At 42.1% G+C, this 20903-nt stretch carries 19 protein-coding genes; 10 read left to right on the forward strand and 9 right to left on the reverse strand.

What is annotated here, in order from left to right:
• Positions 1 to 262 precede the first annotated feature (262 nt).
• A complete protein-coding gene (gene speB, locus AAV98_RS05990; RefSeq protein ID WP_060664663.1) occupies positions 263 to 1135 on the reverse strand; it encodes an agmatinase in 873 nt (290 codons plus the stop codon).
• Between the two features lie 425 nt (positions 1136 to 1560).
• Positions 1561 to 2388: a spermidine synthase gene (gene speE, locus AAV98_RS05995; RefSeq protein ID WP_010197498.1), complete on the reverse strand. Its 828-nt coding sequence runs from the start codon at positions 2386 to 2388 to the stop codon at positions 1561 to 1563.
• Positions 2389 to 2907: 519 nt separating this feature from the next.
• On the opposite strand from speE, the gene AAV98_RS06000 reads away from it, so the two are divergent.
• The 7 genes from AAV98_RS06000 to AAV98_RS06030 all read left to right on the forward strand — a co-directional run bounded on the left by AAV98_RS06000 (position 2908) and on the right by AAV98_RS06030 (position 11277).
• Entirely contained in the window at positions 2908 to 4977 is a 2070-nt protein-coding gene (locus AAV98_RS06000) for a transglycosylase domain-containing protein (RefSeq protein WP_060664664.1), read from the forward strand.
• A 521-nt stretch (positions 4978 to 5498) separates the two neighbouring features.
• A complete protein-coding gene (locus tag AAV98_RS06005) occupies positions 5499 to 6101 on the forward strand; it encodes a glycerol-3-phosphate responsive antiterminator (RefSeq protein WP_060664665.1) in 603 nt (200 codons plus the stop codon).
• A 17-nt stretch (positions 6102 to 6118) separates the two neighbouring features.
• Positions 6119 to 7240 carry an ABC transporter ATP-binding protein gene (locus tag AAV98_RS06010; RefSeq protein ID WP_060664666.1) on the forward strand — a complete coding sequence of 374 codons (1122 nt, stop codon included), beginning with the start codon at positions 6119 to 6121 and terminating at the stop codon, positions 7238 to 7240.
• On the forward strand, positions 7237 to 8175 hold the full coding sequence (locus tag AAV98_RS06015) for a carbohydrate ABC transporter permease (protein ID WP_082380794.1): 939 nt from the start codon (positions 7237 to 7239) through the stop codon (positions 8173 to 8175). The genes AAV98_RS06010 and AAV98_RS06015 overlap by 4 nt, the downstream gene beginning before the upstream one ends.
• Positions 8172 to 8984, forward strand: a complete 813-nt coding sequence (locus AAV98_RS06020) for a carbohydrate ABC transporter permease (RefSeq protein WP_060664667.1) — start codon at positions 8172 to 8174, stop codon at positions 8982 to 8984. Before AAV98_RS06015 ends, AAV98_RS06020 begins: the two co-directional genes overlap by 4 nt.
• Positions 8985 to 9065: 81 nt before the next feature.
• Positions 9066 to 10418 carry an ABC transporter substrate-binding protein gene (locus AAV98_RS06025; RefSeq protein ID WP_060664668.1) on the forward strand — a complete coding sequence of 451 codons (1353 nt, stop codon included), beginning with the start codon at positions 9066 to 9068 and terminating at the stop codon, positions 10416 to 10418.
• A gap of 127 nt (positions 10419 to 10545) precedes the next feature.
• Entirely contained in the window at positions 10546 to 11277 is a 732-nt protein-coding gene (locus AAV98_RS06030) for a glycerophosphodiester phosphodiesterase (RefSeq protein WP_156317660.1), read from the forward strand.
• Between the two features lie 187 nt (positions 11278 to 11464).
• On the opposite strand, the gene AAV98_RS06035 is transcribed toward AAV98_RS06030, so the two are convergent.
• Positions 11465 to 11980, reverse strand: a complete 516-nt coding sequence (locus AAV98_RS06035) for a YwhD family protein (protein WP_060664669.1) — start codon at positions 11978 to 11980, stop codon at positions 11465 to 11467.
• Between the two features lie 101 nt (positions 11981 to 12081).
• Between AAV98_RS06035 and AAV98_RS06040 the strand changes: the two genes are divergently transcribed.
• On the forward strand, positions 12082 to 12288 hold the full coding sequence (locus AAV98_RS06040) for a 2-hydroxymuconate tautomerase (protein ID WP_269433439.1): 207 nt from the start codon (positions 12082 to 12084) through the stop codon (positions 12286 to 12288).
• Positions 12289 to 12324: 36 nt separating this feature from the next.
• On the opposite strand, the gene AAV98_RS06045 is transcribed toward AAV98_RS06040, so the two are convergent.
• The 4 genes from AAV98_RS06045 to AAV98_RS06060 form a co-directional block, all read right to left on the reverse strand.
• On the reverse strand, positions 12325 to 13611 hold the full coding sequence (locus tag AAV98_RS06045; RefSeq protein ID WP_060664671.1) for a DUF2254 domain-containing protein: 1287 nt from the start codon (positions 13609 to 13611) through the stop codon (positions 12325 to 12327).
• 291 nt (positions 13612 to 13902) lie between these two features.
• A complete protein-coding gene (locus AAV98_RS06050; RefSeq protein WP_060664672.1) occupies positions 13903 to 14409 on the reverse strand; it encodes a YwgA family protein in 507 nt (168 codons plus the stop codon).
• Between the two features lie 30 nt (positions 14410 to 14439).
• The gene (locus AAV98_RS06055; protein WP_060664673.1) at positions 14440 to 15738 is read right to left on the reverse strand and encodes an HD domain-containing protein; all 1299 of its coding nucleotides are present in this window, start codon (positions 15736 to 15738) and stop codon (positions 14440 to 14442) included.
• Positions 15739 to 16065: 327 nt separating this feature from the next.
• Positions 16066 to 16290, reverse strand: a complete 225-nt coding sequence (locus tag AAV98_RS06060; RefSeq protein ID WP_060664674.1) for a DUF1450 domain-containing protein — start codon at positions 16288 to 16290, stop codon at positions 16066 to 16068.
• Between the two features lie 233 nt (positions 16291 to 16523).
• Between AAV98_RS06060 and AAV98_RS06065 the strand changes: the two genes are divergently transcribed.
• Positions 16524 to 17291: an RsfA family transcriptional regulator gene (locus AAV98_RS06065; RefSeq protein WP_060664675.1), complete on the forward strand. Its 768-nt coding sequence runs from the start codon at positions 16524 to 16526 to the stop codon at positions 17289 to 17291.
• A gap of 66 nt (positions 17292 to 17357) precedes the next feature.
• Here the strand turns inward: AAV98_RS06065 and AAV98_RS06070 are convergent, their stop codons facing one another.
• Together AAV98_RS06070 and pta are read right to left on the reverse strand one after the other, a co-directional pair.
• The gene (locus AAV98_RS06070) at positions 17358 to 18203 is read right to left on the reverse strand and encodes a lipoate--protein ligase family protein (RefSeq protein ID WP_060664680.1); all 846 of its coding nucleotides are present in this window, start codon (positions 18201 to 18203) and stop codon (positions 17358 to 17360) included.
• Positions 18204 to 18469: 266 nt separating this feature from the next.
• Complete coding sequence (gene pta, locus AAV98_RS06075; RefSeq protein WP_060664676.1) at positions 18470 to 19444, reverse strand: phosphate acetyltransferase; 975 nt, start codon at positions 19442 to 19444, stop codon at positions 18470 to 18472.
• A gap of 278 nt (positions 19445 to 19722) precedes the next feature.
• Between pta and hemQ the strand changes: the two genes are divergently transcribed.
• Positions 19723 to 20466, forward strand: coding sequence for a hydrogen peroxide-dependent heme synthase (hemQ, locus tag AAV98_RS06080; RefSeq protein ID WP_060664677.1), 744 nt, complete (start codon positions 19723 to 19725; stop codon positions 20464 to 20466).
• Positions 20467 to 20903: the final 437 nt, after the last annotated feature.

The following is a 20903-nucleotide window of genomic DNA, read 5'->3' on the forward strand; positions in this document are numbered from 1 at the left end:
TGATTTCCTTGGACTTCGGGCGTAGAGAAGCGGTCTATTGGACAGTTTCCCTGGTTTTCTTTGGACTTCGGGCTTATAGGAGCATTCTATCAGACAGTCCCCCCTCGTTTTCCTCATCCTTCGGGCAAATAGGACCTCCCTTTTAGACCGTTCATCTATAATCCCACCTTCTTTGGTCATATAGAACCTGCCAACACATAAAAAGCCCTGTTCCCCAAGCACTCTCGCAAGTACTTAAAAAACAGAGCCACATATACAATGCTTATTTTACCCAACCTAAAATCATTTCACGGATCAGCTTGCTTGCTGTGTTGGCAGTTTGCTCGGAAGCGTCATATATAGGTGCAACTTCAACCAAATCAGCCCCAACCACGTTCACATCGGAACCTGCAATCGCATGGATGGATGCAAGCAACTCACGGGATGTGATGCCGCCGCAATCCACCGTTCCTGTACCTGGTGCGTGCGCAGGGTCAAGAACATCGATGTCGATCGTTACATAAACCGGACGGCCAGCAAGTGTCGGAAGAATTTCTTTTAATGGCTCAAGCACCTCGAACTTGGAGATGTGCATGCCCACTTCTTTCGCCCATTTGAACTCTTCCTTCATACCGGAACGGATTCCGAATGAATACACATTCGTCGGGCCGATTAGGTTTGCTGCTTTCTTAATTGGTGTGGAGTGGGAAAGCGGCTCACCTTCATAGTCGTCACGAAGATCAGTGTGTGCGTCCATGTGGATGATAGCAAGGTCCGGATACTTTTTGTACATTGCCTTGATGACAGGCCATGATACAAGATGCTCTCCGCCCATACCAAGTGGGAACTTATCTTTTTCTAAAAGGCTGTCGATGTATTCTTCTATCATTTCGATGCTTTTTTGTGGGTTACCGAATGGCAATGGGATGTCGCCAGCATCAAAGTATTTTACTTCTTCTAACTCGCGGTCTAGGTACGGGCTGTATTCTTCTAGTCCGATGGATACTTCGCGGATACGGGACGGGCCGAAGCGGGATCCTGGACGGTAACTTACTGTCCAATCCATCGGCATGCCGTAGATTACTGCTTGGCTATCTTCAAAGCTTGGGTGGCTTTTAATAAATACGTTGCCTGAATATGCTTCATCAAAACGCATGGGTGGTTTCCTCCTTGGAGTGAGGGGATAGTTTCAAGAAAATGATGTAAATTAGTCAACTTCCTGTTGATTTCCGTTCGGGGTGTACCCTTTCCACGGGCAGTCCGGGAGCCTCCTCACAACGCTTCAGGAGTCTCCCCTGTCATCCTCCCTTAGGACACATGGCAGGTTTCAACAGCGACCCATAGCCCGAAGAAAATGCACAGCATTTTCGAGGAGTCTCACACCCTGCACTTCTATCAACAGGTAAAACAGTTAAAAGATGACATATCTCACTTTCGTCCCTCATATGTGATTTATATTTATTTTAAGGGGTCTGACCCTTAGCGCTTTAACGCGCTGAGGGTCAGACCCCTCTTTAGTTCTCTATAACTTTATAGCTGTACCGCAGTGAGGGTCAGACCCCTCTTTATCTCTCTACCTTATTACTTCACTAAATCCGCTACAAATTTAGGTAGGGCGAATGCTGCTTTGTGCAGGTCTTTTGTGTAGTATTTTGTGTCGATTTCGTGGAAGCGGTCTTCGCTTACTTCCAGTGGATCGTGTTTTTTGGATCCGATTGTGAATGTCCACATGCCACTTGGGTAAGTTGGGATGTTTGCGATGTATAGGCGCGTGATCGGGAAGATTTCACGTACGTCACGTTGAACGTTTGTGATTAATTCCGGTGTGAACCATGGGTTGTCCGTTTGCGCTACAAATACGCCGTCTTCTTTTAATGCTTTAGAAATTCCTGCGTAGAAGCCTTTAGTAAATAGGTTTACAGCTGGTCCTACTGGTTCTGTGGAGTCGACCATGATAACGTCATACACGTTTTCGCTTTCTGCAATATGCATGAAGCCGTCGCCAACTTTTACTTCCACACGCTCGTTTTCAAGTTCTCCTGCAATTTCAGGAAGGTATTTTTTAGAGTACTCAATTACTTTTCCGTCAATCTCAACAAGTGTCGCTTTTTTCACGCTTGGGTGCTTAAGGACTTCACGGATAACACCGCCGTCTCCTCCTCCTACTACCAACACGTTTTCAGGGTTCGGGTGCGTGAACAATGGCACGTGTGCCACCATTTCGTGATAAACGAACTCGTCTTTTTGTGTTGTCATAACCATGCCGTCCAAGATAAGCATGTTGCCGAACTCTTCTGTTTCTACCATATCAAGCTTTTGGAATTCCGTCTGCTCTGTATGTAAAGTGCGTTTAATTTTCGCTGTGATTCCGAAGTTTTTTGTTTGATATTCTGTGTACCATAATTCCATTTTGTACAACATTCCCTTCCAACATTAAATGTACTCTCTATCTTGCGGCCATAAGCGTTAGTTTCTATCGTAAATGCTCGTTTCTATCGTTCCCTATCGATGAAAAATGAAACATTGGTTTTGTCGGGATTTCTTGCTTCTTCGGCCAAAAAGCAACCGCCTCCACTTTTCTAATCATCAAGAAAAAAGTATAGATGAATCTAGCAAAAATTCAAGTGGAAAATTTATTTTTCTGTAAATGTTTAAAAAGGTTCAAAGAATTTCATACTAGAAAATAAAATCTTTTTTTATGAATGAAGATATATGTTCGTTTAAACGGTTACTTTCCGTTCCAGGCGTTACGCTTTTCTGCGGGCGGTCCAGGAGTCCCTCGGCAAGCCTGAGGCCACTGAAAAAGTCTTGATTTTAGTTTTTTTATAAACACCGCGGAAGTCTACGCGCCTTCCACTGCAATCAACTTAGGTATTTCACTAGAAAGTTTCATTAGATAGAGGTCATAGGTAAAGGGGGTTAAAAAAGATGGAATTAATGACAAACGACCGGTTTCAGCAGGTTATTAAATATATTCGTGCGATGTTTTTTATTGGAATTATCCTATCAATCTCTTTCTTTCTTTTAATTGGCGGAGTTTGGATTTATGCGAAATCCAAGGGTGCTCCTCCCCTTTCTGTTACGCAATCGTCGATTTTCTACAGCAAGGACGGTTCCATTATTGGAGAGGCTCATAGTGGCGAGAAGCGTTACTGGGTAGGGCTTGAGGACATATCTCCTTATTTAGTGGATGCGACAGTGGCGGTGGAAGACAGGCGTTTTTTTACCCATCACGGGTTTGACCCGAAGCGAATCGGTGGTGCCATCCTTGCTGATATTAAGGCTCGTGCAAAGGTTCAAGGAGCTAGTACTATTTCGCAGCAATATGCCCGTAATCTTTTTCTTGTTCATGATAAAACGTGGAAGCGAAAATGGGACGAAGCCCTTTATACCATTAGGATTGAGGCTAATTATTCAAAAGAAGAGATTCTTGAAGGCTATTTGAATACGATTTACTACGGTCATGGCGCTTATGGGATTGAATCGGCATCTTACTACTATTTTAACAAACCTGCGAAAGAGCTGACATTATCGGAAGCGAGCATGCTTGCAGGTATTCCGAAAGGTCCAAGCGTCTTTTCACCTTACGCCGATAGCGAGCGGGCACGACAAAGACAGGAAATTGTCTTGCATTCGATGGTAGAAAACGGCTCTCTTACAAAAAAGGAAGCGGAAGATGCACTCGCACAACCCCTCACATACGGAAACCGTGAGCATCTGCCAAAAGAGTTTATGGCCCCTTATTTTCAAGATGCTGTTCGTGCAGAGATTAGAAATGTGCTGGGTCTGCAAAAAGAATTAGAAATGGGCGGGCTTCACATTTATACAACGTTAGATCCTACTCTCCAGGCTATTGCCGAAGAGGAAGTGGAGAAAACGTTCGCTCCGGAGTCTGATATGCAGGTTGGGTTCGTTTCAATGGATCCAAAAACGGGGAGAGTGCTTGCGCTTGTAGGGGGAAGAAATTACGAAGAAAGCCCGTACAACCGGGTAACACAGGCAGAAAGACAGCCGGGTTCGACGTTTAAGCCGCTACTGTATTACCGAGCGCTTGAGCAAGGATTCACTCCATCTACCGGCTTTAGAAGTGAAGTGACAACCTTTGAAGTCGATAACGGCCGCTCGCAATACACGCCGCATAACTTTAATAATTACTATGCGAATGATGTGCTGACGATGATGCAGGCTTTGCCATTATCCGATAATGTCTATGCGGTAAAAACACACTTGCTGCTTGGCGAAAAGGAATTGACCAAACAGGCTAAAGCACTTGGAATACAATCTAAAATAAAGGATGTCCCTTCTCTTGCATTAGGTACCTCCCCTGTCCGGGTGCTAGACATGGCGAATGCCTACAGTGTTTTTGCAAATGGTGGAAAAGAAGTGAAGCCTGTTTTTATTGAGAAAGTAGTGAATTACAAGGGCGAAATCCTTTTTGAGCGTGAAAAAGAAACGAAGCAATTACTTGATCCAGATGTAACATTTGTCCTAAATCATATGATGACTGGAATGTTCGATCCGGCCTTGAACGGCTATATGGCCGTAACTGGGAATGCGATTCTTGACAAGCTGACAAGGCCTTATGCTGGAAAATCAGGGTCCACAGAAACGGACAGCTGGATGATTGGGTACACTCCCCAGTTGGTCAGTGCTGTCTGGACAGGCTATGATCGTGATCAATCCATTACGCTTTGGGCGGAAAAACACTATGCAAAAAATTTATGGGCAGGATTCATGGAGCGCGCGCTCGACAATAAATCTGTTGTGGCATTTGCACCAACTGAAGGAGTTGTCGGAGTACAGGTTAACCCAGAGAGCGGTCTTCTGGCCACAAGCGACTGCCCGGTTTCAAGGCTAAGCTATTATATTAAAGGTACTGAACCAACCGAATACTGCATGACGCATCTAGAAGATATAAAGGAAGACGAACCAGTTCCTGAAGAACAACCAAAAGAAGAAAATAAAAAATGGTGGAAACGATTTGTGCCTTGGATGTAGCACTTTTGATAGGTTAAAAACTTAGGTACCCCTAAAAAACGACTCTTCGCTATTTGCAAAGAGTCTTCTTTGTTTGAAGCAAACGACAGGGTGTAAAATGTAACAAATGAAAACTACTGAAACAGAATTTTTACCTTCTATGACTCTCCTTCTAGTTTGAATTACCCGTGTTATTGACATATTTTCCATACTAAATCTATCGAAAGTATGATTCCTATTCTAAAATGTCAGTGCTCCCTTATCAAACCGAATTAATCCACACAAGAGGACTTCTACTGAATGTGAAAAATTTAACAATATCAACATTATCTTTATGAAACTAAACAAATCCTTCACACTGGCTTAAAAATCCGATAGTAATATGACGTTAGAGCAAAACAAGTGAATAGCAGTTAGGTTGTGAAGATGAGAAACCATAAAAAGAAATAGGTGTACTAGTAGATATAGTAACTCCTGTGTTTTTTTATGGTTTTTTTATTTTTCACCCAGAATATAAGCCCTATCAAGAGGAAGTGAATAAGATGAGCCTTCAAGAAGAATTTATTCAAAGATTAAATCATGACCGTATGATTGCATCCATTAAAGATACGAAAAGCCTAGATCAATTCATAGAGTCAGACATTCAATGTGCTTTTCTTTTAGTAGGAAATATTAGTGTCATTAAACGATATGTTGATTTGCTTAAAAAACACAATCGTTTTGTATTTTTACATTTAGAGAAAATACCTGGCGTTAGTTTTGACCGGGAAGGGTTGAAGTTTATTGCAAAATACGTGCAACCTACCGGCATTGTCACAACGAAAAGCTCCCTGATCCAACTGGCGAAAAAAGAAGGATTGTTAACCATACAACGATTATTTTTAGTAGATACAGAGGCAGTAAAGAACGGGTTGAAAGCAGTCAACACTATCCAACCGCATGCGCTCGAAATAATGCCTGCTCTTATGCCTGAAATGATTGTGAAACTGAAACGAAAAACAAATCTCCCCATTATTACAGGCGGATTAATTCAACACAACCAACAAATAGATGATGCAATTCAAAGTGGAGCAATTGCCGTATCAACAGGAAAGCCGAGGTTTTGGCAGGTCCAATCCCAAACGGTAGAACAAGAACAAATTTGATAAAGGATGATGGAATAATGAAGCGTGTTGAATTGAAAAGTGTAACAAAAACTTACGACGGAAAGACCAACGTTATACAAGAAATAGATGTGAACATTGAGCCTGGTGAATTTTTTGTATTAGTAGGGCCTTCAGGCTGTGGGAAAAGTACGATGCTAAGGATGATTGCGGGTCTTGAGGGGATTTCAAGTGGAGATCTTTTCATCGGTGAACAAAATGTAACGAAACATTTACCAAGTCAACGAAACTTATCCATGGTGTTCCAAAACTACGCTTTGTACCCTCATTTATCTGTGAAGCAAAACATTATCTTTGGGCTTCATACGAAAAAGATTTCCAAAAAGGAACAAGTAGCAAGGTGCATGGAAACTGCAGAAATGCTTGGATTGTCCGAGTTATTAGACAGAAAGCCAAGGCAGCTATCTGGTGGACAACGTCAACGTGTGGCTCTAGCCAGGGCGATTGTGACGCAGGCTCCTATCTGCTTAATGGATGAGCCCTTATCCAATTTAGATGCAAAGCTTCGAGCAAAGATGCGGTCAGAGATCAGGCAAATTCAACGTAAATTAGGAATTACGATGATTTATGTTACCCATGATCAGACAGAGGCGATGACCATGGCTGATCGCATGATGATCTTACACAACGGTGAAGTTCAACAAGTAGGACATCCTTTAGATATCTATAATCATCCTGCGAATACGTTTGTTGCTTCCTTTATTGGCTCACCACCGATGAATTTATTAGACGTGGAAGTGCAAGAGCATTCCCTTTTACTGGCTGACAACCGCTCTATCCAATTAAGTCAAGAAATGAACGAGCATCTTTCTTCCCATACACAAGTAACAATTGGCGTTCGTCCAGAGAACATAGCGCTCGCTAAAAAAGGACAGATAAGCTTTTTTGCCGATGTGGTGAATGTAGAGGTTCTTGGCACAGAAACCCTTATCACATTTGAAGTGGGACAAAAACAGTGGATTGCAAAATGGAACGGCCAATGGAAAATCGACATTGGTGATAAGGTGCCGCTATTCATCCCAGAAGAAAATATGTTTATTTTTAACACAGAAAATGGAGATTGCATCTTTCATCAATCCACTAATGAGGAGAAATCATCCATAAAGGAGGCTGTTTTATGAGTAGTCTGTCAAATCAAACAACATCTTCCATAAACTCGGCTACCCCTGCTGTTGCTTATAAAAGGCCCGTCCCAAATTTTGTAGTTGGGTTACTTTATTTATTGCCCTCCATCGTCTTATTTGGAATTTTCCTTTTTTATCCGATGCTACGCACATTATACTTAAGTTTTTTCTTAACAGATGGACAAGGGGTTCCCATTACATTTGTTGGTTTTGAAAACTTCACTTATTTGCTACAGTCGACTGCCTTTCAACAAAGTTTGAAAGCGACAATCTTATTTGTTCTCTACACCGTACCTGTAGGTGTGGTCTTAGCGTTGTTTTTGGCAGTGATTGCAAATGAAAAATTAAAAGGAATCGGTGTGTTTCGAACATTATTTTCCTCGACGATGGGAATGAGTGTGGCAGCCTCATCTGTTATTTGGATGTTCATGTATAACCCTTCCATTGGGATATTAACTACATTCATCAGCTCACTTGGAGGACCAGAGATTCAATGGCTTTTAGATCCTAGGTATGCTCTTATGTCTGTTGCGCTATCAACAATCTGGATGAATACTGGCTTTGCATTTCTTATTCTATTAGGCGGTTTACAAAACATTGATGAGCACCTTTATGAGAACGCGGATATTACAGGAGTTAGTTATTTGTATAAACTTCGAAAAATTACGATTCCGATGTTATCTCCAACCCTGTTCTTTGTTATTACTGTGTCTTTAATCAATGCCTTTCAAACCTTTGGGCAAATTGACATTTTGACGAAAGGCGGTCCCGTGGAATCAACGAATGTCATCGTGTATTCGATCTATAAAGATGCTTTTATTAATTTCAACATTGGCTCGGCAAGCGCCCAAGCAACGATTCTATTTTTCTGTATTTTAGTCGTTACCATACTTCAATTTAAGCTAGGGGAACGGAAGGTGCATTATCAATGACCCTTTTTAAGAAATTCACACTATATACCATTTTGATCTTATCCGCATCGTTTATGATGTTTCCTATTTTTTACGCCTTCATGATTAGTTTCATGCAAGGGGGAGAAGTACTCAGAGGGAACTTGATTCCAGACACGTTTACTCTTGCAAACTACCAAAAAGCATTTGATAAGATGCCTCTCTTTCAATACTTACTGAATAGCTTCTACGTGTCGACTGTTGTGATGATCGGACAGTTATTCGTATCGAGTCTTGCGGCATATGCGTTTGTCTTTATTTCATTCAAGGGAAGGGAAATCATCTTCTTTCTCTTTATTTCTACGATGATGATTCCTTGGGAAGCCACCATGGTTCCAAATTTTTTAACCATTCAAAAGTTAGGCTGGCTCAATACCTATTCTGGTTTAACCATCCCGTTTTTCGCATTGGCCTTTGGAACTTTTTTACTAAGGCAGCAATATAAAACGATTCCTAAAGAGCTATATGAAGCATCGCAAATTGCTGGAATATCTCGATTTCGCTTTTTTTGGAACATTGTCTTACCTGTTTCCAAATCAAGCTTGATCACTCTAGGCATTTATAGTTTTTTATCGACCTGGAACATGTATCTATGGCCTTTGCTTGTAACAAATAATGAACGTGTCCGAACGGTTCAAATTGGTTTGAAACAGCTTCAATCACAAGAGATATCTACAGAATGGGGGGTGGTGATGGCAGCGGTTGTAGTCGTCATTCTTCCGACACTAATCCTATTATTCTTAGGTCAAAAACAATTACAAAAAGGGTTAACACAAGGTGCCTTGAAGTAGATTTTATGTTTTGTAGTGGCAGTGGTCACTTTGTCACACTTTAGTACAAAAAAGATATGAAAACAAAAGGAGGAACTAGCAATGCAAAGAAAAGCCTTACTCTTATTATCCGCTTTATTTTTATTATTATTGGGTGCATGTTCTAATTCTAATACTTCTGGGAAAGAAGCTGAAGCGGAAGGAACTGCATCTGGAAAACAAGAAGTGGTATTTTGGCACGCAATGAGTGGAGATCTGGAAACGGTATTAAAGGATATCGTGACAGACTATAATGAATCACAAGATGAAATTGAAGTTACTCCAGTTTTCCAAGGTACGTATGAAGAAGCTTTAACAAAGTTTAACACAGTGGCTGGTACAGAGGATGCTCCAACGATCATGCAAACCTTTGAGGTAGGAACAAAGTATATGATTGATAGTGGACATGTTCAGCCAGTGCAAAAATTTATCGACGAAGATAACTATGATACAAGTCAATGGGAGAAGAATATTTCCAATTATTATTCCGTGGATGGTGAGCAATATTCCATGCCATTCAACTCTTCTACTCCTGTTCTTATTTACAACAAAGATGCATTTAAAGAAGCTGGTTTAGATGCTGATCAAGCACCTATGACCTACAACGAACTAATGGATGCTGCCAAAAAACTAACAAAATCTAAAAGCGGAACGACGAGTCAGTATGGCTTCTCCATCTTGAATTATGGCTGGTTCTTTGAAGAGATGCTTGCTGCACAAGGTGGTCATTATGTAGATAATGAGAATGGTCGTAATGGAAATGCAAAAGAAGCAACATTCAATGATGAGATGGGCCTTAATGTATTTAACCTTATTAATGATATGTATAAAGAAGGAACATTCTATAATGTTGGACAAAATTGGGATGACATTCGTGCTGCTTTCCAATCGGAAAAAGTTGCGATGTACTTAGATAGTTCAGCTGGTGTTAAAACTATTGTTGATAATGCTGATTTTGAAGTTGGTGTATCTTATCTGCCGGTTCCTGAAAAAACCGATCGTCAAGGGGTGATTATCGGTGGAGCTTCTATATGGATGTCTAGTGGCATTGATGAAGCAAAGCAAAAAGCAGCATGGGAGTTTATGAAGTATCTTACTACACCTGAGGTTCAAGCAGAATGGCATGTGAAAACAGGTTACTTTGCCATTAATCCAGCAGCCTATGAACAAGACATCGTCAAAAAAGAGTGGGAAAAGTACCCTCAACTAAAAGTGACGGTCGATCAATTACGTGACACAAAAGCAAGTACAGCAACACAAGGAGCACTCATTTCTGTCTTCCCTGAATCTAGACAAAAGGTCGTAACGGCAATGGAAAATCTATATCAAGGTATGGATCCTCAAGAAGCACTGGATAAGGCAGCAGAAGAAACAAACCGAGCGTTGGAAATTGCGAACAAAAAACAGGGTCACTAATTTTATGTAGTCCAATCCTAGCCCTTGAAGAAATTGCTTCAAGGGTTAGTTTTTTAGAAAACTTTCTTTATAAACGGCAACGCAAGACAGTATGTATCTCACTACGTCATGGAAAAGAGGATGTCAGTTGAAAGAAAAAATGAAAATATACGCTCATCGTGGAGTAAGTGGAGAATACCCGGAGAACACCATGGCTGCGTTTAAAGCCGCAGTAGCAATGGGTGCTCACGGAATTGAATTAGATGTTCAGCTAACCAAGGATGGCCAGGTAGTAGTCATTCATGATGAAACAATTGATCGCACAACCGATGGAATTGGCTATGTTAAGGATCTTGAGTGGGATTATCTACGAAAATATGATGCTGGAAGTTGGTTTGACCCGGCATTTACACAAGAGTCTATTCCCTTACTTGAAGATGTTTTAGATTTGTTAAAAGATCACGATCAATCTATGATAATTAATATCGAACTAAAGAATGACATCGTGGAGTATCCAGATCTTGAAGATAAGGTGCTACAACTACTTACCAAAAAAGAGATGAAGGAACGCGCGGTTGTTTCATCCTTTAATCGTGATAGTATACTGAAAATAAAACAGCTTGATCCTACTGTTGAGACGGCTTTTCTATTTGAGGGGATTCCAACAGACATTCTGAGTCTCATTGAACCATTAGATGTTGGCGCACTTCATTGCGAATTTATTTTTGCACAATCTGATCTGGGAAGAAAAGTGAAGGAAATGGGCATTCCATTACGAGTTTTCACCATAAATTCACCGGAAGAATTCCATTTGTTAAAAATAGCTGATGTAGAGGTTGTCATAACTGATTATCCACATAGGTTTCTCCACCAACGGTAAATCGGAATAATATCCTAAAAAAGTTAAAACCCCCGGGATGTCTCCCGGGGGTTTTAGGTGTCCTAGCTTTCCATGTGTTCTACACATGTGAGTTTAATTTTACTTTTTTTGTCGTAATAACTCAAGTAGGTAGAGTCGAACATTCAAAAAAATGTCACATCTTTATTTTTGATATCCTCTTGACAAACTAGTTTGTTGCTAATTGATTTTTAAGGTCATCGGACGCTCGTTCCCACATTCCACTGTCATGAGACTCCAAATAGTTTTGCAAGATAGCTTTAGACTGGTCATCCATATGTTCGACCATGATGTGGCGTTTCATGGACTTATCCATTTTATTTACGTGCTCCGGCAGGGACTTGTAGCCTCGACGAATTTCACGATCGACCGTCATTTCACATGCTGTCACTCCTGCATAGTAAGGCCCTTCCTGCTTGCGGTCAATCGTTACCCACACAAGCCAGTAAGGTTTTCCGTTTGGCACGTCCTCTTTGTTGGGAAGAAACTTAATCCCACGCTCTACCGTACTGCGGGCATGCATTGCGCCGATATCGACAAACGCTTCCCCACCCTCCACATCTACAAACACAGGTGAAACATTATCAAGGCTGAGCGCCCCAATTCCAAATCCTCCGTGCCCGTCTGTCGGGTCATTTTTTATAATATTAAAGCCAATTGGTTTTTTCTTTTTTTCCTGATCCATATTCTAGCCCCCTTGCCAATTAAATAGCCGCTGCGGCAAAACCGATCCTGCTGCTTGCGCTTTTCTTATCATTATACAATAATTTAGGGAGAGTTAAAAACATTCATAGGAGTGATTTGAAGATGCCATATGTAACAGTTAAGATGCTTGAAGGCCGCAGTGAGGAACAAAAAAAAGCGTTGGTAGAAAAAGTGACCGCTGCTGTCAGCGAAACAACCGGTGCACCGGAAGAGAAAATCGTCGTCTTTATTGAAGAAATGACAAAGGGCCACTATGCAGTTGGCGGCAAGCGATTAAGCGACCAATAAACGTTGCGAGGGATTCAGACATGCTTCCGAATCCCTTTATTCGTTTAGTAAATCACTTAATTTTTTCTTCTTCTCCTCTACCATTTTTATATCAAGCGGCTCGAAATATTCCTCTTTTATGCTTCCTACTAAAAACTCCCACATGTTTTTTACTTTTTGCTTCATCTCCTGATTGCTTCCCTCAGCGATAAGGATCAGACACTCCAAAATTGTGAGTACAACCGAAATATCCCGTTCTCCATAAATTCTAATCTGATAAAAACCAGTGTAAAGGATTTCTTCAAAGGTCCTTTGTGGAATCGTCACCCGCTTTTCTTTCTCTTCATCCAGGTAAGTGATAGTCTCTGAATCAACCTCCCCAAAATCAATCAGCAGCCTGCCCATATACCGAATGCAGTTATTCGCGGTATTAGGGTCGTTTATACCAGGAGATATTGCCCGTAAGGCCACTTCCGCAAGTTTTTGCAAGGCAAACTCCCCGTCCTGTAGCGGTGTACGCTCTTCTCCCACCTCGATGAAAGAGGTCAAGTCCACATCTTCTGGTTTTTCTTTTGTAAAATAAACAATGGCGATCACGCTTTGTTCTGTTACAAAGTCACCAATGCGTTTATTGAAAACAACCTGAAAACCTTGCTCCTTCGCCTTTTCTGCCAAGCCTTCTGCATCGATGACTTGCACATAGCCAGTGGCTTTGGGAGTGAGTTCCATTTTTTCTTGAAAAGAGGACCCTGAAACTTCCAGCTTTTCAAAAAGTATTTTTTCAGCTTTATAGAGAAGCTTTTTCTTTTTTACTGTAGCAAGGCCTTCTTTCATTAACCTCTCAATTAGCTTGCTGACCTGGATGGAGCGTGCGACATGGTGAATGAAAAAGACAAAGTATCCAACACAAATCACAGCGAGAATGACACTCACACCTGACGCCAACACTCGCTTTTCATCTAGCCAATCTTTCATGAACAATAAGGACAACACCGTATAAATGAAAGAACCGACAAACACTCCCAGCACGCGTAATGTTGCTTTTTCTGTCATGAAATCTTGTAGGGTCCTCGGGGAAAACTGACTCGAATAGGTGGTCAGCACCACCATGATGGTGGAAAACGAAATGGTCGTCATCGTGAGAATTGCGGTCGCAATAGAGCTCAAGATGGTGGTGCTCAGGTCGACGTTAGTGAAAAATAGTTTGGGCAGGTAGTTCTGTACCGAATCTCCAAAAACGGTGTCTACTGTTATGACAATTGCAGTTAGAATAAGGCTTGCCAATGCGTAAAGGCTTGGAACAAACCATATTTCTTTTCTTGCTCTTAAGGTCCACTTTTCCATATGTATGTTGCTCCCCTTTTTGGCCGGCTTTTTATAGATAGCATTCCCTTTTTTGGGTGGAGGTAAGCCTGTTGTCTCGTTGTGGGTGTGGCTATGGAAAAAAATTTTGCCTCTTGAGAGGGCGATTTTGGTTATTGTGACTTTTTCCGCCGTTATTGTGACTTTTTTGAGGGGGATTGTAACTTTTCAGGTGATGATTGTAACTTTTTCAGAGTTTATTGTAACTTTCGCATTTTTTTCGCATATAAAAAAGCCCAAAAGGATCCAACCATCCTCTTGGGCTTCTCACCATTACTGTGTGATGCATGCACGAAGGCTTTCAATATAGTTGTAAGCCTCGTTCACTTCGTCCTCTGTATATCGCTGCTTGCTTTTTAGCGTAAAGACTTTCTCCTTAACCTCTTCACGGGGCAGGTTCTCAAAGAATAGCACCGTGGAAACAAGTTCTAAAAAGCGGGAGCTCTGTTCATTCATCTTGGTCATGCACTCGTTCAAATGCGGCATATCCAGGTCGTAGTGTGTGAGAAACTCCTCCCCATTTTCCGTCAGCGAATAGCGATATTGCGAGTAGCCACCCTTGTTCTCTTTCAGCTCGCTTAAAAAGCCGAGATTGCAGAGCTCTTCCACTCTTAATGTCACTTCTTCCGAGTATGGTCCGTAAAAATGGAAATTGTACTTTTCATAAAATGGGTAGTTTAGCTTTTTGGCTATATACACCATTTTCTGCAGCTTTTTTCTCCCAATGACTTCACCTGCAGATGCAAACACCTTCATTAATTTTGCGTGATCTGTCAACAAACCCTTTCATCTCCTAACCTTATCCGTTGCCTATATTCCTAGTATCTCTCTGATTTTTTTCTTTGCCGTTTTCTTCGTCGATAAATCTTCTAGCATGTCTTGTGGAAAATAAAGCTTGTGATCGGTTCTTCTTTTGCCGGATATGGCATCCACAATCTCAGATTCTCTCGATAGCTCACGCACATCCCCATTTGGCATAAGCAGGTGAATCGGAAGGCGCTCCTCTTCTTCTCCCGGACGGTAAAAGTCATACGGCAGGTCGGACGAGGAGTCCACCACTAGATAGTACGCAGGGTCGATGCCCGCTTTCTTAAAAAGACTTGTCAGTTCCATCAAGTCCATCATTTGCTTATTAGGATTAAATTCGACGTATTTAAACAAATTCCTGTTCATAAATCGTCGACATAAGTCACTTAATATCGAATCTTCTTCTTCCTGCCAGGATTGAAAATAATACATAATGACTGCTTCATCAAGCTTTATGTAGTCCTCCACTGAAATTTCTTCCTCAAAAAGGGAGTAAAAATGAACAGGATGATACTTAAAGCTGTACCCTTCTTGGTGTAATTGTTTCGCACGGTGCAGAATCTTCGTCAAGATTACTTCCGCACTTCTTGTGACAGGGTGAAAATAAACCTGCCAGTACATCTGATAGCGGCTCATAATATAATCTTCCACCGCATGCATCCCGCTAGATTTGATGACAACCTGATCTTCTCTCGGGCGCATAACTCGCAGAATCCGCTCCATATCGAAATGCCCGTAACTGACACCGGTAAAATATGCATCACGCTGCAAGTAGTCCATACGATCGGCATCAATCTGACTGGAAATCATGCTGACTACCAATTTATTTTTATATGTTTTTGCGATGACCTCAGCCACATCTTTTGGAAAATCCTTATGGACTTTTTTAAGGACTGCGTTTACTTCCGTGTCCCCGAGAATAATAGCTTGGGTAAAATCTTCATGATCCAGGTGGAACACCTTTTCAAAGGAATGGGAAAAAGGACCATGTCCCAAGTCATGAAGCAAGGCAGCGCAAAGACATAAAAGGCGATCATCCGGGTTCCAGTCCTGTCTTCCCTCAAACCCGTCATCAATGATGCGGCGAACAATTTCGTATACTCCCAATGAATGGTTCAATCTGCTATGCTCCGCACCGTGGAACGTCAAATAGGTGGTACCAAGCTGGCGGATTCGGCGCAAACGTTGAAATTCCCTTGTCCCAATCAAATCCCAAACGACCCTGTCACGCACATGGACATATCTGTGTACAGGGTCTTTAAATACCTTTTCTTCACTCAGTTTTTCGGTTGCATAACTCATTTCGTTGACCTCTTTATTTTCGGCATAATATTTATCTAACTCTATTATATCGTAAATATTTTACAAGAAAAGGATGGATTAATGGGTGAATAGTATAACTCCTGGTAGTCTTCGTTCCGGGTGTTCGCTTAACCTAAGGGCGATGCTTGAGCCTCCTCGGCTTTGACTGTAGGATCTCTGAGTCTACCGCTACCTCCCGCCTCCCTACACTCCGACAACCAGGGGGAACTTCCTTAAGGGTTTACCCTACTTTTTCGGCACTTAGTCTTGTTATTACTAGAAAAGGCGAATAAAAAATCACCTATGCAGGGATACAGAGGCGATTTTTTATTTCTTTAGCTTTTTTACTATTTTTTCAATTAGTTCATCTTCTGTTGGGGCGGAGACAGGACGGTTGTTTACGAATGCAAACGACTTCTTTCTTCCCGGCCCGCAATAGGATTGACAGCCCACTTCCACACATGCGCCCTCGTCCACTTTTTTAAGTTTTGGAATCAAGGTTTTCACGTTGGTAGCATCGCAGTCATCACAAATGCGAAACTCATTTGCCATGGTTCTACACAGCCCTTTCTATTCAAAAAGTGAATGAAATCACTTTATCGTTCATTAGCTAAAAGGTATTTTACAGGGAATCCATGGACAATGCAAGTTCGTTTCTATGAGATTCTTGGCGAAATACTGACAGATAACAATCTAGTAATTTTTTCTATGAATATGTATAAATATTTTTTTCTCCGTCAAAAATATAGACAGAACGATGATTAGATAAGGGAGTTGGATTATATATGAAGGATCGTCAAGATGCTTGGTCTGAAGAAAATGATTTATTGCTAGCAGAAACCGTTCTGCGCCATGTCCGTGAAGGAAGCACCCAGTTGAATGCATTTGAAGAAGTAGGCGACAAATTGAACCGCACATCCGCTGCATGTGGATTCCGCTGGAACGCGGTGGTGCGCCATGATTATGAAAAGGCACTGCAGCTTGCTAAAAAGCAGCGAAAACAACGTCAGCGTGCGCTTGGGCAGCCTACGAAGAAGCTATTGTACACGCCACCTGAGACGGTGGTGAATGACGAACTACCGTTTGTGTTGGAGCAGATGGAAGAAAGACAGCTTGACTCATTTGAGGTCAAACAGCCTCTGAATGTTCCACAGACAAGAGTGGAAAGAAGAGCAGCTGAACTGAAAGCTCAACCAACTTTGGCAGGCTACGGTAGTGGCAGCATGGGAATGGCCGTGGGATCCTCTTTATCCATGGAGCAAGTAATAAGTTTCTTACAAACCATGAAACACTCAAACGTTCATACTAGTGCTCTACAACAAGAAAATGAGAGATTAGTAAAAGAGAATGCCGAGCTTGCGCGTGCCAACAACGAATTGGAAAAACGCGTCCAAAAACTGCAAGACGAGCAAGTCACCGTCCAAGAAGACTACGAAACACTCATGAAAATCATGAACCGAGCCCGCAAACTAGTCCTCTTCGACGAAGAAGAACACGTCCCATCCAAATTCATGATGGACCGCAACGGTAACCTGGAGAAACTGGCGGAATAGAGATAAAAAAGAAAAAAGGGGTCAGACCCCACTTACGTTAATGCGTTAAAGTGGGGTCAGACCCTTTTACTTTTCTCCCAGTACTTTTTCGTTTCGTTCCACGATTCTTGCGTAGTATTGTTCGTACAAATCTAATTCTTGGCCTTGAAGGGTGTTGGCGAAGATAGTCCCGCTTATCTCTTTCAGAGAGGTCAGAAGGCGCATCATCACATCTGGCACAGATAGATCCTGTCCTGTCAGTTCTGTTAGGGACGCCATCACATCTGGCACAATAGTAGGAAAAGCAAATTTAGTGGTTTCGCCTTGAAGGGAGCGTTTGTAGAATTCTCCTATCATCTCTGCCCGCTCCGATCCGCTTCCGTTGATGCATAAGTAAATTTGAACAGCCACTCCCCCACGTATACGGCGCTGAGAGATGCCTGCAAACTTTTTATCTTCAATGCTAAGGTCGTAGCTGCCGGGACAATAGGAACCGACAATTTCCTTGGCTTCCATGTTGTATGGCATATCCCGGAACATATGCTTTGTCAGTTCCCACATGGCATCATACCCACGGTTAATATCAATTGCTTTCTCCCCTTCCGGAAAAACAAGGGAAATGTTGAGGACTCCTTGGTCAAGGACAACTGCAAGTCCACCTGAATTTCTGACGATTACCTCATAGCCTTGGCTATTCAGATAATCAATCCCTGCTTGTAGATGAGGAAGGCGTGTGTCTTGAATACCTAAAACGACCGTATTATGGTGCACCCATGTCCGACATGCAGCACCGCTGTCCCCTTTGCCAACAGCGGTGCATAAAGTGTCATCCATCGCAAAAGATTGCAACGCATGAAAATTTGTCCCTAATGAGGACTGATCTATAATTCGCCAGCTCGGCTGCTTCAACAACTGCAACGCAGGCGTGTACATTGGTTTTGTTGATTCTGTTGGTTTTGTTGGTTCTATTGGTTTTGTTGGTTCTACCATAATTATTAATGCTCCTCTTAATTCCGTACTAAAAAGCTTCATTAGCATTATAATACATGCTTTGGGAGAAAAAAATACCTTTTGGGGGTCAGACCCCCAAAGGGTTTTGCTTCCTTCCGTCGAATACTTAAAAGAGGTATGTGCTTTGACAGCACATACCTCTTTTTTTTTTGTTTTTTGGAGCTTGGGATGAACATATATTTTTGTTGTTAGTTTACCGCTTGTCCTGCTGTGATTAGTGCTAGTTTGTAGACGTCTTCTACGCTGCAGCCGCGGGATAGGTCGTTTACTGGTTTGTTGAGGCCCTGTAGGATTGGTCCTACTGCTTCGAAGTTTCCTAAGCGTTGGGCAATTTTGTAGCCTATGTTTCCTGCTTCTAGGCTTGGGAATACGAATACGTTTGCGTCCCCTTGGATTTTAGAGCCTGGTGCTTTCTTTTCCGCAACAGACGGCACGAATGCTGCGTCAAATTGGAATTCTCCGTCGACTACAAGTTCTGGTGCTCGTTCAGAAGCGATACGCGCCGCTTCTACTACTCGTTCTGTTTCAGAAGATTTTGCAGATCCTTTTGTAGAGAAGCTTAGCATCGCAACTTTTGGTTCAATGCCGAACATGTTCGCTGTTGCCGCACTTTCTACAGCGATTTCTGCAAGGTCGTTGCTGTCTGGAGAAATGTTGATCGCGCAGTCCGCGAATACATACTTCTCGTCGTTACGGACCATGATGAACACACCAGATGTTTTACGTACGCCTTCTTTCGTTTTAATAATTTGAAGTGCTGGGCGCACTGTGTCAGCCGTTGAATGCGCCGCTCCACTTACAAGTCCCTGCGCACGGTCAACGTGTACTAGCATTGTGCCGAAATAATTCGGGTTCAACAAGATTTTTCGTGCATCTTCTTCTGTGGCTTTTCCTTTACGACGCTCTACAAATGACGCTACAAGCTCATCCATGTTTTCGTATGATTTTGGATCATAAATTTCCACGCCGTCCAATGTTAATTTCAACTCGGAAGCAAGTCCGTTAATCTCGTCCAAATCTCCCACTACAATTGGTTTTACCATGTTTTCCGCCGCTAAACGTGCAACTGCCGTTAATACACGCTCGTCGTTTCCTTCTGGAAATACAATTTTGATATCTTTTCCTGCTACTTTGTCTTTTAATGTTTGAAATAAATCGCTCACAAAGGTCACTCCTTAATCCGCTTTATTTTTGCTTCTATTGTTTAGGATACTCCTTCAACATGGAAAAGCAACCGGTACCCTCTATTGTTATCGCTTTCAGAAAAAAGTCTTTATTTTCTAAAAAAACTGCTCCATCTATGCCCTACTATTGTATCTGTGCTGACCTTTCCTATTCATGAAGCTTTCACAATTTCAGAGTTTTACTTACAGGAAGTCATGGCAAAACTGTGATATAGTAAGGAAGGATACATAGACAATCTTGTTAAGGAGTGATTGTAATGAGTGAAGCAGCTCAAACATTGGATGGCTGGTATTGCCTCCATGATTTTCGTACGGTAGATTGGGCCCTTTGGAAGACACTTTCTAGCGAAGAACGCCAAACGGCTATTAATGAATTCCTTGGACTTGTTGAAAAGTGGAACACAGTTCAGTTAGAAAAAAATGGAAGTCACGCATTGTACTCCATCGTGGGTCAAAAAGCGGATTTTATGATGATGCTCCTACGTCCAACGTTGGAAGAGTTGAATGACATTGAAAACGAATTTAACAAAACCACTTTAGCTCAATACACAATCCCTGTGCACTCTTATGTGTCAATTGTGGAGCTTAGCAACTACTTACCAGAAGGCGAGGACCCGTATCAGAACCCGCAAATCCTTGCTAGACTATACCCTGAACTCCCAAAAGCGAAGCATGTTTGCTTTTACCCGATGGACAAGCGCCGCAACGGAGAAGACAACTGGTACATGCTGCCGATGGAAGACCGTCGCCGCATGATGCGCAGCCACGGCATGATCGGCCGTCAGTATGCTGGAAAAGTAAAGCAGGTCATCACTGGTTCTGTCGGATTCGACGATTACGAGTGGGGCGTAACTTTATTTGCGGACGAAGCACTTCAATTCAAGAAGCTAGTGTATGAAATGCGCTTTGACGAAGTAAGTGCACGCTTCGGTGAATTTGGTGCATTCTATGTTGGAAATCTGTTAGAAGAGGATCGCGTTTACTCTTTCTTGCATGTGTAAAATAAAATATGATAGTTGACGTCAAGTCTCCCGACTGGATTCCCAGTTTGGTGGCTTGGCGTTTTTTTGTGCCTTGATTTCGTTGCTCTCTCCTACCGAAATTTTCGGTTCACTTTTGTTTGGGGCGCAGAGACACTTTCTCTCCTACCGAAATCTACGGCTCACTTCTTTTTCGGGCGTAGAGACGCCTTCTCTCCTACCGAAATCTACGGTTCACTTCTTTTTTGGGCTTAGAGATGTCTTCTCTCCTACCGAAATTCCCAATTCACTTCTATGTCGGGCTTAGAGACGCCTTCTCTCCTACCGAAATTCCCGGCTCACTTCTTTTTTGGAATTAGAGACACCTTCTCTCCTACCGAAATCTACGGCTCACTTCTTTTTTGGGCGTAGAGACGCTTTCTCTCCTACCGAAATCTACGGCTCACTTCTTTTTTGGG

Origin of the sequence: Bacillus sp. CHD6a (assembly GCF_001293645.1) — a bacterium.
Taxonomy (GTDB): domain Bacteria; phylum Bacillota; class Bacilli; order Bacillales; family Bacillaceae_I; genus Sutcliffiella_A.

What these genes read in the sequence shown, in the direction of transcription:
- speB (WP_060664663.1), bottom strand. Translation starts at nt 1,135, where the DNA reads ATGCGTTTTGATGAAGCATATTCAGGCAACGTATTTATTAAAAGCCAC.
- speE (WP_010197498.1), bottom strand. Translation starts at nt 2,388, where the DNA reads ATGGAATTATGGTACACAGAATATCAAACAAAAAACTTCGGAATCACA.
- AAV98_RS06000 (WP_060664664.1), top strand. Translation starts at nt 2,908, where the DNA reads ATGGAATTAATGACAAACGACCGGTTTCAGCAGGTTATTAAATATATT.
- AAV98_RS06005 (WP_060664665.1), top strand. Translation starts at nt 5,499, where the DNA reads ATGAGCCTTCAAGAAGAATTTATTCAAAGATTAAATCATGACCGTATG.
- AAV98_RS06010 (WP_060664666.1), top strand. Translation starts at nt 6,119, where the DNA reads ATGAAGCGTGTTGAATTGAAAAGTGTAACAAAAACTTACGACGGAAAG.
- AAV98_RS06015 (WP_082380794.1), top strand. Translation starts at nt 7,237, where the DNA reads ATGAGTAGTCTGTCAAATCAAACAACATCTTCCATAAACTCGGCTACC.
- AAV98_RS06020 (WP_060664667.1), top strand. Translation starts at nt 8,172, where the DNA reads ATGACCCTTTTTAAGAAATTCACACTATATACCATTTTGATCTTATCC.
- AAV98_RS06025 (WP_060664668.1), top strand. Translation starts at nt 9,066, where the DNA reads ATGCAAAGAAAAGCCTTACTCTTATTATCCGCTTTATTTTTATTATTA.
- AAV98_RS06035 (WP_060664669.1), bottom strand. Translation starts at nt 11,980, where the DNA reads ATGGATCAGGAAAAAAAGAAAAAACCAATTGGCTTTAATATTATAAAA.
- AAV98_RS06045 (WP_060664671.1), bottom strand. Translation starts at nt 13,611, where the DNA reads ATGGAAAAGTGGACCTTAAGAGCAAGAAAAGAAATATGGTTTGTTCCA.
- AAV98_RS06055 (WP_060664673.1), bottom strand. Translation starts at nt 15,738, where the DNA reads ATGAGTTATGCAACCGAAAAACTGAGTGAAGAAAAGGTATTTAAAGAC.
- AAV98_RS06060 (WP_060664674.1), bottom strand. Translation starts at nt 16,290, where the DNA reads ATGGCAAATGAGTTTCGCATTTGTGATGACTGCGATGCTACCAACGTG.
- AAV98_RS06065 (WP_060664675.1), top strand. Translation starts at nt 16,524, where the DNA reads ATGAAGGATCGTCAAGATGCTTGGTCTGAAGAAAATGATTTATTGCTA.
- AAV98_RS06070 (WP_060664680.1), bottom strand. Translation starts at nt 18,203, where the DNA reads ATGTACACGCCTGCGTTGCAGTTGTTGAAGCAGCCGAGCTGGCGAATT.
- hemQ (WP_060664677.1), top strand. Translation starts at nt 19,723, where the DNA reads ATGAGTGAAGCAGCTCAAACATTGGATGGCTGGTATTGCCTCCATGAT.